This is a genomic window from Kitasatospora sp. NPDC059160, assembly GCF_042755465.1.
Classification (GTDB): domain Bacteria; phylum Actinomycetota; class Actinomycetes; order Streptomycetales; family Streptomycetaceae; genus Kitasatospora.
The window spans coordinates 1-14,298 of sequence record NZ_JBHZCN010000161.1; the positions used below are offsets into that span (position 1 = coordinate 1).

Below are 14,298 nucleotides of genomic sequence, written 5' to 3' on the forward strand. Positions count from 1 at the left end.
GCGCGACGCCGGGCATCCCGCCTGGACGCACGCCCGAATCGCCCAAGTACGTCCAGTACGAGGCCGACTCGGGCGCACGCCCAGCCGGGCGCCCACCGCCGCGCGCTGATCTGCCAAGATCCGCCGGACAGGCCCTAGGTCCAAAGGACGGCGCCTGCCCGCCCCCGGGGCGCTGGGCGCGCGCCGGGTCTTCGGGCGACCCTGGGGGCAAGGGCCGGACCGTCGGGCCGCAGCTGTGTTCGATCGGGAATCACCGCAGGCCGCAAGCTGTTGCCCAGTCGCCGGACCGGACGATCCGGGCCGTACCGGAGTCAGTTCCGATCGCCTCGCGCGGCCGGAAATGCCGTGGCGGCCACCCGACGAAATGGTTAGCATCCCTAAATATGCCCGAGACTCACGGATCCATGGTGGAGCAATCCCCGAGCGGCCAACCGGCCCCCGGCCCCGACCCGGCGGCCCCCGTCGACGGCCTGAGGGCCACCGAAGCAGGCCCCGCGCCGGAGGCGGCGGCCACTCCGAGCCCGGCCACCACTCCGAGCCCGGACGGCGCTCCGAGCCCGGCCGCCGCTCCGAGCCCGGCCGCCGCTCCGAGCCCGGCCGCTCAGGCCGACGGCTGGCTGCGTCGCCTGATCGGCTACAGCTGGCGGTCCCGTCGCAGCGTGCTGCTCGCCTTCGGCGCCTCGCTGGTCGGCATGGCCGTCACCGCGCTGGTGCCGCTGGTCACCAAGCTGATCATCGATGACGTCATCGTCGCCCACACCCGCTCGCTCACCCCGTGGGCAGTGGTGCTGCTGCTCGCCGCCGTGGTGGTCTTCGGCTGCACCCAGGTCCGTCGCTACTACGGCGGCCAGCTGGCCCTCGACGTCCAGCACGACATGCGCAGCGACCTGTTCCGCTCGCTCGGCCGGCTCGACGGCCACCGCCAGGACCGCCTGGACACCGGTCAGGTGGTGGGGCGCGCGACCTCGGACCTCCAGCTGATCAACGGCCTGCTCTCGATGCTGCCGATGATGACCGGCTACCTGCTGATGTTCGTGATGTCGCTGGGCGTGATGGTCTGGCTGTCCCCGCCGCTGACCCTGATAGCCGTGGTGATGGCCCCTGCGCTGTGGTGGGTCAGCGTGCGCAGCCGTAAGCGCCTGTTCCCGGCCACCTGGGCCGCCCAGCAGGAGGCGGCCGCCGTCGCGGGCGTGGTGGACGGCGCTATCGGCGGGGTCCGGGTGGTCAAGGGCTTCGGTCAGGAGGCGCAGGAGCAGGACAAGCTGGAGCTGGTCTCCCGCAACCTGTTCGCCGCCCGGCTCCGGTCGATCCGCCTGAACGCCCGCTACAACCCGGCGATGCAGGCGATCCCGGCCCTGGCCCAGGTCGCGGTGCTGGCCTTCGGCGGCTGGCTGGCCGTCGACGGTCGGGTCTCGCTCGGGACGTTCGTCGCCTTCTCCACCTACGTCGCCCAGATGACCGGCCCGGTGCGGATGCTGACCATGGTCATCACGGTCGGCCAGCAGGCCCGGGCGGGCGTCGAGCGGGTGCTGCAGCTGATCGACGAGCGCCCGCTCGTCCAGGAGCGCCCGGACGCGCTCACCCTGGACCTGACGAGGGACGGGACCACCCCCGCCGACACCGCGGCTGACCGCCCGGCCGGCGCCCCGGCCGGCACCGTCGGCCCCCGCACCCCGGACGTCGCTCTGGAGTTCGACCGGGTCGAGTTCCGCTACGACCCCGAGCACCCCGCCCCGGTGCTGCACGGGCTCAGCCTCGCGCTGGCCCCCGGCGAGACCCTCGCCCTGGTGGGCGCCTCCGGCTCCGGCAAGTCGACGGTGGCCCAGCTGGTGCCCCGCTTCTACGACCCGGCGGGCGGCGCCGTCCGCCTCTACGGCCACGACCTGCGCGACCTCACCCTGGACTCGGTCCGTGCGGCGGTCGGCATCGTGCCCGAGGAGAGCTTCCTCTTCTCCGAGTCGGTCCGCACCAACATCGCCTACGGCCGCCCGGACGCCACCGACGAGCAGATCGTCGCCGCCGCGCGCGCCGCCCAGGCCGACGAGTTCGTCCGCGCGCTGCCGGACGGCTACGAGACCAAGGTCGGCGAGCAGGGCCTGACCCTCTCCGGGGGCCAGCGCCAGCGCATCGCCCTGGCCCGGGCGATCCTGACCGACCCCCGGATCCTGCTGCTGGACGATGCCACCTCGGCGGTCGACCCGCAGGTCGAGGCGGAGATCCACGACGCGCTGCGCTCGGTGATGACCGGCCGCACCACCCTGCTGATCGCCCACCGCCGCTCGACCCTCCAACTCGCCGACCGGATCGCGGTCCTGGACCACGGCCGACTGCTGGACCTCGGCACGCACGAGGAACTCGAAGCCCGATGTCCCCAGTACCGGGCCCTGATCACCGACCCGGAAGCCGGCCGTGCACCGGAGCCGCAACCCGGGCCCGCCACCGCCACCGGCACCGCCGATACCCCCGCTGACTCCGCCGCCTCCGGCTCCGCCACCACCGACGCCTCCGGCTCCGAGTCCGCGCCGGCCTCGGAGAAGGACCGGCCGTCCGCGCAGACCCCCGCACTCCCCACCCCCGCCCTCGCCAAGGCGGCCCGCACCGCCGACCCCGAGCTGCTGGCCAAGGTCGCCGCCCTCCCGCCGGCCGCCGACGCCCCCGCCGTCCCCCGCGCCGAGGCCGAGGCCGGGGATCCGGATTTCAGCCTCGGCCGCCTGCTGCGCCCCTTCCGCACCCCGCTGCTCATCGCCTTCCTGCTGGTCACCCTGGACGCGGCCGCCGGGCTGGTGCTGCCGGTGCTGATCCGGCACGGGATCGACGAGGGCGTCCGCAAGGGCCTGATGGCCGGCGTCGCGGTCGCCTCGATCACCGCGCTCGTCGTGGTGCTGCTGGACTGGCTGGTGCAGGGTGCCGAGAACCGGGTCAGCGGCCGGACCGGTGAGCGGGTGCTCTACACCCTCCGGCTCAAGATCTTCGCCCACCTCAACCGGCTCGGCCTGGACTACTACGAGCGCGAGTTGACCGGCCGGATCATGACCCGGATGACCACCGACCTGGACTCGCTGACGTCCTTCCTGCAGACCGGAATGGTCACCGCGGTGGTCAGCCTGCTGACCTTCGCCGGGATCTTCGTGGCCCTGCTGATCATCGACGCCGGTCTGGCCCTGGTGGTCTTCGCGGTGCTGCCGCTGCTGGTGATCGCCACCCTGGTGTTCCGGAAGAGGTCAAAGGACCAGTACGAGCGCTCCCGGGACCTGATCAGCACGGTCAACGCCGACCTCCAGGAGAACGTGGCCGGCATGCGGATCGTCCAGGCCTTCCGCCGTCTGGACACCAACACCGACCGCTTCGTGGCCCGCGGCATCGCCTACCGGGAGGCCAGGGTCCGGGCGCAGTTCTACATCTCGCTGTACTTCCCGTTCGTCCAGTTCCTCTCCAGCGTGGCCGCCGCGCTGGTGCTGATCGTGGGCGCCGCCCGGGTGGACGCGGGGACGCTGACGGTCGGCGCGCTGGTCGCGTACCTGCTCTACATCGACCTGTTCTTCGCCCCGGTCAACCAGCTGTCGCAGGTGTTCGACGGCTACCAGCAGGCCTCGGTGGGCCTCGGCCGGATCCGTGAGCTGCTGCGCACCCCGACCACCACGGCCGCGGCGGCCGATCCGGTCCCGGTGTCGAAGGGGCTGCGCGGCGAGATCAGTTTCGAGGGCGTCGGCTTCGCCTACAACGGCGGGGCGGACGGCGCACCGGAGGTGCTGAGCGCCGTCGACCTGCACATACCCGCCGGTCAGACGGTGGCGCTGGTCGGCGAGACCGGCGCGGGCAAGTCGACGCTGGTGAAGCTGGTCGCGCGGTTCTACGACGCGACCGAGGGCACCGTCCGGGTCGACGGGGTGGACCTCACCCGCTACGACCTGGCCCAGTACCGCCACCGGCTGGGCGTGGTGCCGCAGGAGGCGTACCTGTTCGCGGGCACGGTCCGCGAGGCGATCGCCTACGGCCGCCCGGACGCCTCGGCGGCCGAGGTGGAGGCGGCAGCCCGGGCGGTCGGCGCGCACGACATGATCGTCGGACTGTCGGGCGGCTACGACCACGAGGTCGCCGGCCGCGGACGCAACCTCTCGGCCGGTCAGCGCCAGCTGATCGCGCTGGCCCGGGCCGAACTGGTCGACCCGGACATCCTGCTGCTGGACGAGGCCACCGCGGCGCTCGACCTGGCCACCGAGGCCGCCGTCAACCAGGCCGCGGACCGGCTCAGCGGCGGTCGCACCACTCTGGTCATCGCCCACCGGCTGACCACCGCCGAACGCGCGGACCGGGTGGTCGTGCTGGACCACGGCCGGGTGGTCGAGGACGGCACCCACACCGAACTGCTCGCGCTGGACGGGACGTACGCCCGGCTCTGGCAGGCGTTCATCGCGGACGGCCACCCGGCCCCGACCGAGACGGTCGCCGCCGGGTAACCGCGGTCGGGTCGTCGGGCGGTCCGGCGGCGGCCCGGCGGCCCGGCGGTCCGACGGTCGGGCGATGCGCTCAGGCGGCGATCAGCGAGGCCAGCAGGCCCGAGGCGTCGACGCCGCGCGGCAGGTCGCTCACCTGGCCGTCCCCGACCTCCACCACCCGCCAGCCGGAGCCGTCCGCCCGGCTGGCGAGGTCGGTGGTGACGAAGCGGCAGCCGAGTCTTCGCACCAGTGCGGGGACGTGGGTGAGGTCGGGCTCGACCCGCTGGTGCGGGGTGTCCGGGTGCGGGCCGACCAGGATCGGCCGACCGTCGAGCCACCACACCCGGACCTCCACCGCCCTTCCGTCGCCGCCCGTGTCGTTCGGGCCGCCCGCGTTGCCGACGCCGCCCGTGCCGCCACGGCCTCCCGCGCCTCCCGCGCCTCCCGCGCCGCTCGCGTCTCCCTCAGCACCGTCAGCGGCCCGGCCCGTTCCGTCGGCGCGCTCGAACTCCTCGTACCGGCGCAGCACCACCCCGCCCGCCAGGGACTCGCCCTGCAGCTCGACGAACCGCCCGACCACCCGTCCGACGGTCGCCAGGTCCGCCAACTCCGGTACGTAGCAGGCCTCGTGCCACTCGTGCTTGCGGGACTTCACGTAGTCCTTCACGATCGCCGGCCCGGTGCCGCCGAGCCGGGCCACGGCGTCCGCCAGCTCCGCCGGGGTGGGTGCCGCCGTCCCGTCGGACGGGATCCAGACGCTGGGCGGGGTCGCGCCCTCGAACACCCCGTACCAGCCGGGCAGTTCGTGCGCCGCCGCGTAGCCGGGCGCGCTGGTCAGCAGGTTGCCGCCGCAGGCGGTGAGGGCGGCGGCGAACCCGGCGTACCGGGCGGAGGGGAGCATCCAGCCCCGGTACCAGAGCGGTCCGCAGTCCCGGGGCACCCGCCGGACCGCCTCCTCGGGGTGTCCGGCGAGTAGTGCGTCGTGGTCGACGAGGTGGTGCTCACCGCCCAACTCCCGTAGCAGCCGGGCCTCCCAGGCGAAGTGCGGATCGGGCCGGCGCGGGTTGAGCGGATCGGCGGGGAAGAGGATCGAGGGTACGGGCATGGCGGTCAGGGTAAGGCCAGCGGGCCGCTCCCGGCTGCGATCCGGCGGCGGTCGGTCGCCCCGGTTCCTTCCCCGTGGGGCGTCGGGACGGCGGATCCGGTCGACGCCCGGTGCGGGCGCTGTCAGAGTGTCCCGATGCGAAGACTGCTGCGACCGCACCGACGCGTTCCCCGCCGGGCCGCCCGTACGGTGGTGCTGGACGGCGACGGCTCGGTGTTCCTGCTCCGTTCGGACAACGACGAGGTCGGCGTCCACTGGACGATGCCCGGCGGCGGGCTGGAGCGGGGTGAGACCCCGCTGGTCGGCGCCCGGCGCGAACTGTGGGAGGAGACCGGCTGGACCGATCTCGAACCGGGCCCGCTGCTCTGCACCTGGGAGCACGACTTCACCTGGCACGGGACCCCGGTCCGCCAGCACGAGCACATCTACCTCACCCGCGGACCGCACCGCGGCCCGGTCGGCGATGTCAGTGCGGTGCACGCCCAGGACCGGATCCTCGACTGGCGCTGGTGGACCCCGGCCGAGCTCGCCGACGAGAACGCGGACGCACTCTGGCCGCCCCGGCTACCGGAGTTGCTGGAGCCCGTCCGCGCGGGCTGGGCGGTCGACGGGCGCCCTCCGGTGCCCGTCGACCTCGGTTACATCCCGAACGCCTGACCGCGCCCGCCGCGCCGGGCGGCCCGTCCGCCCGGCCCGGCCGGGCCGGGCTCCCAGCCGTGCAGGTCCAGCTCCCGGTCGTGCAGCGCCCACGGGTTCATCCGCACCGTCAGCCGGGCGCCGGCCAGTTGCTCGACGGTGAGTCCGGTTTCGATGATCAGCTGCTCGGTCGACACCGAGACGGCGATGGCGGGACGCCAGGAGGGCAGTACGACCAGGCTGGTCCCGCGCCCGACCCGGATCGGCTCCGCCGTCACCCGGACCGGTGTCCGCTCCTCCGGGCGACCCACGGCGTCCGACTGGACCGGGCTGCCGCCGATCAGGATGCCGAGCGGTGGTTCGGCCCGGGCTGCCTCGGTACCGGTCCCGAGGGCAGCCCTGACAGCAGTCGCGCCTTCGACCCCCACTCCGGTGCCCGCTCCGGTGCCCGCTCCGGTCCCGACCCCGAGCCCGGTGCCGGCCCGGTACGCGGCGTTCGTCCCGGGCTCCGGGGGCGCGGTGGTCGGGTGACCGGCCACCGGTCCCGTTGCACCGGTCGGTGTACCCGTCCACCCCGCACCGGGCGGCCGGGTGCCGGCCGGGTCGGTCGCGGCCGTCTCCCGTGCGGCCGCCTCCTGCCCGGTCGGGCCGGCCGGCGGGTGCATCCGACGCAGTCGGCGGGACGGCGACGGCCGTCGCGAGCCGAGGCTCCGGAGCTCCTCGCGCCCCGAACGCGCCACCGCTGCGGGCCGGTTGCCCTCGGCGGACGCTGCGGTTCGCTCGAACCGGACGAACCCCGACCCGGTCCGGTTGTAGGCGGAGCCCGCACCCGAACCGGCATCCGCACCGGCGTCGACGCCCGAGCCGGCCTCGGGCCCGGAGTCCGCCTCGGACGCCTCCTCGGCCTCGCCGAGCAGCGCCCGTACCTCCGCCACCGGCCGACGGCACGCGGCCGCCAGCTCGGCGAGCGAGCGCCCCTCGGCGCGCGCGGCCCGCAGCCGGTCGGCGAACGCCTCCCGGAGCCGTGCCGTGGTCGCCGCGCCGCTCGTCGTGTCGCTCGCCGTACCGCCGTCGGCAGCGCCGCAGTCGTCGGTGCCGCTGTCCGCGGAACCGCCGGCAGCGCCGCCGCCGTCCGCTGTCGCGCCATCCGTCGCAGCGCCATCCGTCGCAGCGCCATCCGTCGCAGCGCCATCCGCCGCAGTGCCGTCCGCCTTGGCGCGCCGGAGCCGCGCTTCGACGTCCTCCGGCGTGCGCGGCTGCGGCACCGAGTCGTGGCGGACGAGGGCGCCCGGGGCGCCGGGCGCGCCGACGTCGGCCGCCGTCGCGATCGAGCAGATCGGCGCCCCCGCGCCGGGCGGGCGGGGCCCGTCGGTCGGGGGCGAGGAGTCGGCACCGTCCGCAGCGGTCCCGGACGGTCCGGGCGGGGCGGGGTCGGTGGAACCGGGGTGGAGCGAAGTCATCGGCGGGCCCTTCGGGGGACGGTCCCGACGATCCTCCCGCACCGCGCCACCAGCTCCAAGCGTCATTCCCGCACGGGCGCCCGGGAGCACGCCGTGACCACCGGGTGATCAGCGGCGGACCCTACCGGGCGTATCGGCTCAACTCCCGGACGCGACGAAGCCCTTGAGGTCGGAGAGCACCGCGTTGGCCGCCGTCACACCGAGCCCGAGGAACCAGGTCTCGTCCGAAACCGGCCGCGCCTGACCGGACTTGACCGCCCCGAGGGTCTTCCAGAGCGCCCCGCCCAGCACCGCGTCCTGGTTGGTCGAACTGGGGCTGCCGTACACGCCGTAGAAGATCCAGTCGGCGTCGGCCTTGTCGATCTGTTCCGGGCTGACCTCCACCGCGAGTTCCTTGACCTGCTCGATCGCGGGCTGCGGCAGCGGCACGTCGGTGAGGATGGTGCCGATGAAGGAGAGTTCGGCGTAGAGCCTGGTCCGGCCGGGCATGAAGCGCAGCGGCGTGATGGTGGGCCGCTTGCCGCCGAGGGCGGCGCCGATCGCGGTGGCGGCGGCCTGGTAGGCGTCGAGCTGCGCCTGGGCCTCCGCCTGCAGGCCGAAGGGGCTGGCGTTGAGCAGGAAGTTCTGCTTCCACGGGTAGCCGGGGCGCAGTGAGAAGACGGTCGGCGCGATCTTCGACAGCTGGGCGTACTGGTCCTGGGCGCGCAGCTGGCTGCCGAGGATCAGGTCGGGCTTGAGCGCCGCGATCGCCTCCAGGTTGAGGCTGTTGATGGTGCCGACGGCGGCCGGGCTGCCCGCCTTGTCCTTGAGGTAGGAGGGCAGCGACTTGGAGCCGTCGGTGTGGACGACCCCGACCGGCTGGATGCCGAGCGAGACGACGTTGTCGAGCTCGCCGGTGTCCAGCACCACGACCCGGGTGGGCCTGGCGGGGATGACGGACTCGCCCATGGCGTGCTTGACGGTGCGCGGGTAGACGCCGGGGGCGGCGTCGGTCCCGAAGCCCTTCATCTTCTCGATGACACCGGCGTAGTCGTCGCCGCCCTGCTTCACCGACTTCTGGTCCGGCGAGCCGCCGCTGCCCGGCTTCGCGCCGCTGCCGCCCCCGGACCCGCCGGAGCCGCCCGAGCCCCCCGAGCTGCCGCAGGCGGCGAGGAGCCCGCCGAGGCCGAGCACGGCGGCGCCGGTCACTCCGGTGGCGAGGAAGCGGCGCCGGCTGGGGGTGCGGGCGACGAGGGCGGGGACGAGGGCGGGGGCGGGGGCCAGGTTCGGGTCGTCGGAGTCGGGGGCCACGCGACGCTCCTTCACGGTCGGGACCGGACGGTCGAGGTTAGGTGAGGCAAACCTATCCCGTTGCCGGGCGCACCCTCCGCACGGGGGTGCTCACCGAGGGCCCAAAGGTCATCATCAGTGCACAAAATCACCAAGAGTTGGTCTATTCAACCTTCTTCGCGCGGCTTAGAGTGCGCTGGTGTTTGATCAGCAGCTCTCAGAGCACACAAGCAGCGGCCGGGCAACGGCGCCCGGTGCTCCGCAGGGTGCCCCGGTCAGTGGCACCAGTGGTGGCGTTCCCGAACCGGGGGCGGCTGGGGGAGCGGGGGACAAGGGTCTACGGGGCAACTCGGTGGGCCTGCTGGGCAGCGTGGTGCTGGGCGTCTCGACCGTCGCCCCGGTGTACTGCCTGACCGCGACGCTCGGGCCGACGGTCACCGCGGTCGGCGTCCAGATGCCGGCCGTGTTCCTGGCCGGCTTCCTGCCGATGCTGCTCGTCGCGTTCGCGTACAAGGAGCTGAACAAGGACTTCCCGGACTGCGGTACGTCCTTCACCTGGACGGTCAGGGCCTTCGGCCCCCGGGTCGGCTGGATGGCCGGCTGGGGACTGACCGTCGCCACCATCATCGTGCTCTCCAACCTGGCCGGCGTGGCGACGGAGTTCCTCTACCTGATGCTCGGTGAGATGACCGGCAGCAGCTGGATCGCCGGGCTCGACCAGAACAAGGCCGTCCATCTGCTCACGGTGGTGCTGCTCATCGCCGGTGCCACCGCGATGAGCTACCGGGGGATGACGGCCACCAAGTGGTTCCAGTACGGCCTGGTCGGCCTCCAGCTGGCCGTGCTGCTGCTCTTCTCGGCCATCGCCATCGGCAAGGCCGCCGCCGGGGACCTGCCCGACTCGATCGGCTTCTCGTTCTCCTGGCTCAACCCGCTCCAGGTCGGCTCGTTCAGCGCGTTCACCGCCGGCCTGTCGCTGTCCATCTTCATGTACTGGGGCTGGGACACCTGCCTCACCATGAACGAGGAGACCCTCGGCAGCACCAAGACCCCGGGCCGGGCCGCGATGGTCTCCATGGTCACCCTGGTCGGCTCGTACCTGCTGGTCGCGGTCGCCGCCCAGATGTTCGCCGGTGTCGGCAGCACCGGCGACGGCCTCGGCAACCCGGCCACGGCCGACAACGTCTTCGCTGCGCTCGCCCGCCCGGTGCTCGGCTCGCCGTGGAGCATCCTGCTGTTCCTGGCCGTCGTCGCCAGCGCCGCCGCGAGCCTGCAGACCACCTTCATCCCGGTGGCCCGCACCCTGCTCGCGATGAGCGCCTACCGCGCCGTGCCGCCGCGCTTCGGCACCGTCCACCCGCGCTTCCGCACGCCCGGCTACGCCACCGTCGCGGCCGGCCTCGCCACCGCCGTCTTCTACGTCGGCATGAGCCTGATCAGCGAGAACGTCGTCCAGGACACCATCCTGGCGCTCGGTCTGATGATCTGCTTCTACTACGCGCTGACCGCCTTCTCCTGCGTCCGGCACTTCCGCCACTCGCTCCGTGACAGCCCGCGCGACCTGCTGCTCAAGGGCGTCGCCCCGCTGCTCGGCGGCCTGCTGCTGAGCGCCGTCCTCCTCCAGACCCTGACCGACGCCTGGTCCCCCGACTACGGCAGCGGCGCGGTGTCCGGCGTCGGCTCGGTGTTCGTGATCGGCGTCGGCATCCTGCTGCTCGGTGCCGCGCTGATGACCTGGTACGGCCGGATCCGCCCGGAGTTCTTCCGCGGCGAGACGCTGCGGCAGGACACCCGGGCCCTGGTCGTGGAGGACTGACGCCGGTCCACGGTGTCGGGGATCGGTGCAGGGGGCCGGTGCAGGAGACCTGAACCGGGTGACCGGTGCAGGGGGCCGGCGCTATCGTTGGAGCCGTGAAGCGCTTCGTGGGCCTGTGCTGGTGGCCGTCCTAGGACGGCCACCCCACTCGCCTGACCACAGGGCCGTCCGGGATGGACGGCCCTGTCGCGTTTTCCCCACGGGACGGGCCCCTCGCCCCGGACGGCCGCCACCGCCGCCGTACCGAGGGAGAAACCCGATGACCACCACCGCCACCACCACCGGCGCCGCCGCCACCACCGCTGGTGCGGTCGCCACCACGGCCATGACCGCCGGCACGTCCGACCTCACCGCCCAGGACCGGATCGACGACCCGTCCTCCCACCGGGTCCTCACCGGCGACCGCCCCACCGGCCCGCTCCACCTCGGCCACTACTTCGGCACCCTGCAGAACCGGGTCCGGCTGCAGGACCAGGGCGTCGAGATGTTCGTCCTGGTCGCCGACTACCAGGTCATCACCGACCGCGACATCGCCGACCGGCTCGCCGAACACACCGAGAACCTCGTCCTCGACTACCTCGCCGCCGGCCTCGACCCCGAACGGGCCACGATCTTCGCCCACAGCGCCGTTCCCGCCCTCAACCAGCTGCTGCTGCCCTTCCTCAGCCTGGTGAGCGTCGCCGAACTCAGCCGCAACCCCACCGTCAAGGACGAGATCGCCCACTCCAGCCAGGCCGCCGTGAACGGGCTGATGTTCACCTACCCCGTCCACCAGGCCGCGGACATCCTGTTCTGCAAGGCCGACCTCGTCCCGGTCGGCCAGGACCAGCTGCCCCACCTCGAAGTCGCCCGCACCGTCGCCCGCCGCTTCAACGAGCGCTACCCGCACGCCGACGGCAGCGCCGTGTTCCCCCGCCCTCGGGCGCTGCTCTCCGACGCCCCGATGCTGCTCGGCACCGACGGCGGCAAGATGAGCAAGAGCCGCGGCAACGCCGTCGCCCTCGGCGCCGACGAGGACACCACCGCCCGGATCATCCGCGGCGCGAAGACCGACGCCGACCGCCGCATCGGCTACGACCCGGTCGGCCGCCCCGAGGTGTCCGGCCTCGTCCTGCTCGCGGCGCTCTGCCAGGACCGCGCCCCGGAGGCGATCGCCGAGGAGGTCGGCGACGGCGGCGCGGCCGCCCTCAAGCGCACCGTCATCGAGTCCGTCAACGAGTACTTCCGCCCGCTGCGCGCCCGCCGCGCCGAGCTCGCCGCCGACCGCGGCCACCTGCGGCAGGTCCTGCGCGAGGGTGCCGAACGGGCCAACGCCATCGCCGACGCCACTCTCGCCGAGGTGCGGGAGGTGATGGGCGCGATCTGAACGGCCCTCAAGCCGACCGGCGTCCCGCGACGGGCCCGTCTGCGGACATCGGCCGGTCGACCGGCGGGCATATCGTCACCGGGCGGCCTCGACCACACCCCCGAGGCCGCCCACAGCCCGCCCCTTCCCCGAAAGGTCCGGTCCATGGACCAGCAACCGACCACGCCCGGCCAGGGACTGACCCGCCCGCCGCAGCTGCGCCCCGGCGACCACATCGCCGTCGTCGCCCCCAGCGGCCCGATCGACGCCGGGCGCCTCACCGCCGGCTGCGAGATCCTCCGCTCCTGGGGCCTGCGGGTCACCGTCGCCCCGCACGTCCTCGACACCCACCCCACCCTCGGCTACCTGGCCGGTACCGACGCCGACCGCGCCGCCGACCTCCAGGACGCGTGGCTGGACCCCGACGTCGACGCCGTCATCTGCGCCCGGGGCGGGTACGGCGTCCACCGCATCGTCGACCTGCTCGACTGGACCGCCCTGCGCTCCGCCCGCCCCAAGCCCCTCATCGGGTTCAGCGACGTCAGCTCCCTGCACGAGGCCTTCGCCCAGCGCCTCGGCCTCGCCACCCTGTACGGGCCGATGGCCGCCGCCGCCTCCTTCGTCGAGGACGGCCCCACCGCCGAGCACCTGCGCCGGACCCTCTTCGACCCGGCCGCCACCACCGTCCTCACCTCGCCCACCGCCGGCCCGCTCGTCCCCGGCCGCGCCCGGGGCGTCACCGCCGGAGGCTGCCTCCACGTACTCGTCGCCGAACGCGGCACGCCCGCCGCCCGCCCCTCCTACGCGGGCCGCATCCTCGTCCTCGAAGACGTCAACGAGCACCAGTACCAGCTCGACCGGCTGCTGACCCAGCTCCTGCGCTCCGGCGCCCTCGACGGCGTGGCCGGCATAGCCCTCGGCTCCTGGGAGGGCTGCGGGCGACCCGAACGGGTCCGGGACGTGATGACCGACCGCCTCGGCGGCCTCGGCGTGCCCGTGCTCTGGGAGCTGGGTTTCGGCCACTGCCCGTCCACCCTGACCGTCCCGCTCGGCGTCCCCGCCCTGCTCGACGCGGACGCCGGCACGCTCACCCTGGAGCTGCCCGCCCTCGTCCCCACCGCCGCTCCCGACACCGCGACCGGCTCCGCCTGAGCCGACCGTCGGCCCCGGGCCGGTGAGTAGGGTGCGGCCATGAACGAGGACCGCCTCACCGCCCTTGCCCTCGGACTCCTCCGCGGCCCGGGCAGCAACGCCCGCACGATCCTCGGACTTGTCGGCCCGCCCGCGGCCGGCAAGTCCACCCTCGCCCGGCACCTGGTCGCCGAGGTCGAACGCGTCGAGGGCCCCGGTACCGCCGCGTACCTGCCGCTGGACGGCTTCCACCTCTCCACGGCCCAGCTCGACCGCCTCGGGCTGACCCACCGCAAGGGCGCCCCAGCCACCTTCGACGCCCACGGCTACGTCGCCCTGCTGCGCAGGGTCGCGGCCGACCGGTTCCAGGACATCTACGTCCCCGACTTCGACCGCACCCTGGACGAACCGGTCGCGGCCCGCCACGTCGTCCGCCCGCACACCCGCCTGGTCATCACCGAGGGCAACTACCTCGCTGCCGCGGACGCCCCGTGGCCGGAGGCCCGCCGGCTGCTGCGCGAACTCTGGTACGTCGACACCGACGACACCGTCCGCGAGGAGCGGCTGCTCCGCCGCCACCGCGACGGTGGCCGGGACGAGGCCACCGCCCTGCGCTGGGTCACCGGCAACGACCACCCCAACGGCGAGTACGTGAAGCAGGGCCGGGCGCTCTGCACCCGGACGGTCCCCGGGGCCCGTTTGCTCCCGACGCCGGAGAGGGGTAGTGTTTCCTAGTCGCTCGGCAGGGAGCACCGGACACGCATCGGCGCGGACGGTCCCGGAGCGGCCAATCCCTTGAATCACCACTTCCGGTTCGTGCCGGTCGTTTCGCTTTTACGCGTCTCGGCTCGGTGCTTATTCGGCGTACGCTGTTTATCGGATTGCGGCCGGATTCGCTTTTCGGAGCGGGGATCGGCTAGAGTTTGAAACGTCGGACGGGGCGTCAAGCCGCAGAAGACACCGGCGAGTTGGATGACGAAGCCCCGGAAAACGGAGCGGAAAACATCTGATAAGCTGGAAACACGAAAGAACGAAGCGCCCGGAGGGCCCGCTGGAAGGCGGTCCGAAGGAAGCGTCCGTTCCTTGAGAACTCAACAGCG

Annotated in this window: 9 protein-coding genes; 6 read left to right on the forward strand and 3 right to left on the reverse strand. The window is 73.6% G+C overall.

Annotated elements, in window-relative coordinates; translation table 11 throughout:
* Nucleotides 1-383 precede the first annotated feature (383 nt).
* On the forward strand, nt 384-4,457 hold the full coding sequence (locus ACFXOZ_RS39595) for an ABC transporter transmembrane domain-containing protein (protein ID WP_380594853.1): 4,074 nt from the start codon (nt 384-386) through the stop codon (nt 4,455-4,457).
* A gap of 70 nt (nt 4,458-4,527) precedes the next feature.
* Here ACFXOZ_RS39595 and ACFXOZ_RS39600 read toward each other — a convergent pair whose 3' ends face one another.
* Nucleotides 4,528-5,541 carry an ATP-grasp domain-containing protein gene (locus tag ACFXOZ_RS39600; protein ID WP_380594855.1) on the reverse strand — a complete coding sequence of 338 codons (1,014 nt, stop codon included), beginning with the start codon at nt 5,539-5,541 and terminating at the stop codon, nt 4,528-4,530.
* Nucleotides 5,542-5,676: 135 nt separating this feature from the next.
* Between ACFXOZ_RS39600 and ACFXOZ_RS39605 the strand changes: the two genes are divergently transcribed.
* Nucleotides 5,677-6,198 (forward strand): NUDIX hydrolase, encoded by a 522-nt coding sequence (locus tag ACFXOZ_RS39605; protein ID WP_375883428.1) that lies wholly within the window; start codon nt 5,677-5,679, stop codon nt 6,196-6,198.
* Here ACFXOZ_RS39605 and ACFXOZ_RS39610 read toward each other — a convergent pair.
* Nucleotides 6,180-7,637: a hypothetical protein gene (locus ACFXOZ_RS39610; RefSeq protein WP_380594857.1), complete on the reverse strand. Its 1,458-nt coding sequence runs from the start codon at nt 7,635-7,637 to the stop codon at nt 6,180-6,182. The two genes, ACFXOZ_RS39605 and ACFXOZ_RS39610, sit on opposite strands and share 19 nt — an antisense overlap.
* Before the next feature lie 138 nt (nt 7,638-7,775).
* Nucleotides 7,776-8,825, reverse strand: coding sequence for an ABC transporter substrate-binding protein (locus ACFXOZ_RS39615; protein ID WP_380594863.1), 1,050 nt, complete (start codon nt 8,823-8,825; stop codon nt 7,776-7,778).
* 433 nt (nt 8,826-9,258) lie between these two features.
* Here ACFXOZ_RS39615 and ACFXOZ_RS39620 point away from each other — a divergent pair, with 433 nt between their 5' ends.
* The 4 genes from ACFXOZ_RS39620 to ACFXOZ_RS39635 all read left to right on the forward strand — a co-directional run bounded on the left by ACFXOZ_RS39620 (nt 9,259) and on the right by ACFXOZ_RS39635 (nt 13,933).
* Complete coding sequence (locus tag ACFXOZ_RS39620) at nt 9,259-10,722, forward strand: APC family permease (protein ID WP_380594859.1); 1,464 nt, start codon at nt 9,259-9,261, stop codon at nt 10,720-10,722.
* Nucleotides 10,723-11,047: 325 nt separating this feature from the next.
* Entirely contained in the window at nt 11,048-12,088 is a 1,041-nt protein-coding gene (gene trpS / locus ACFXOZ_RS39625) for a tryptophan--tRNA ligase (protein WP_380527224.1), read from the forward strand.
* 144 nt (nt 12,089-12,232) lie between these two features.
* Nucleotides 12,233-13,219 carry an LD-carboxypeptidase gene (locus ACFXOZ_RS39630; protein WP_375883437.1) on the forward strand — a complete coding sequence of 329 codons (987 nt, stop codon included), beginning with the start codon at nt 12,233-12,235 and terminating at the stop codon, nt 13,217-13,219.
* A 39-nt stretch (nt 13,220-13,258) separates the two neighbouring features.
* A complete protein-coding gene (locus tag ACFXOZ_RS39635) occupies nt 13,259-13,933 on the forward strand; it encodes a nucleoside/nucleotide kinase family protein (RefSeq protein WP_380594861.1) in 675 nt (224 codons plus the stop codon).
* Nucleotides 13,934-14,298: the final 365 nt, after the last annotated feature.

What these genes read in the sequence shown, in the direction of transcription:
- ACFXOZ_RS39595 (WP_380594853.1), top strand. Translation starts at nt 384, where the DNA reads ATGCCCGAGACTCACGGATCCATGGTGGAGCAATCCCCGAGCGGCCAA.
- ACFXOZ_RS39600 (WP_380594855.1), bottom strand. Translation starts at nt 5,541, where the DNA reads ATGCCCGTACCCTCGATCCTCTTCCCCGCCGATCCGCTCAACCCGCGC.
- ACFXOZ_RS39605 (WP_375883428.1), top strand. Translation starts at nt 5,677, where the DNA reads ATGCGAAGACTGCTGCGACCGCACCGACGCGTTCCCCGCCGGGCCGCC.
- ACFXOZ_RS39610 (WP_380594857.1), bottom strand. Translation starts at nt 7,637, where the DNA reads ATGACTTCGCTCCACCCCGGTTCCACCGACCCCGCCCCGCCCGGACCG.
- trpS (WP_380527224.1), top strand. Translation starts at nt 11,048, where the DNA reads ATGACCGCCGGCACGTCCGACCTCACCGCCCAGGACCGGATCGACGAC.
- ACFXOZ_RS39630 (WP_375883437.1), top strand. Translation starts at nt 12,233, where the DNA reads ATGGACCAGCAACCGACCACGCCCGGCCAGGGACTGACCCGCCCGCCG.
- ACFXOZ_RS39635 (WP_380594861.1), top strand. Translation starts at nt 13,259, where the DNA reads ATGAACGAGGACCGCCTCACCGCCCTTGCCCTCGGACTCCTCCGCGGC.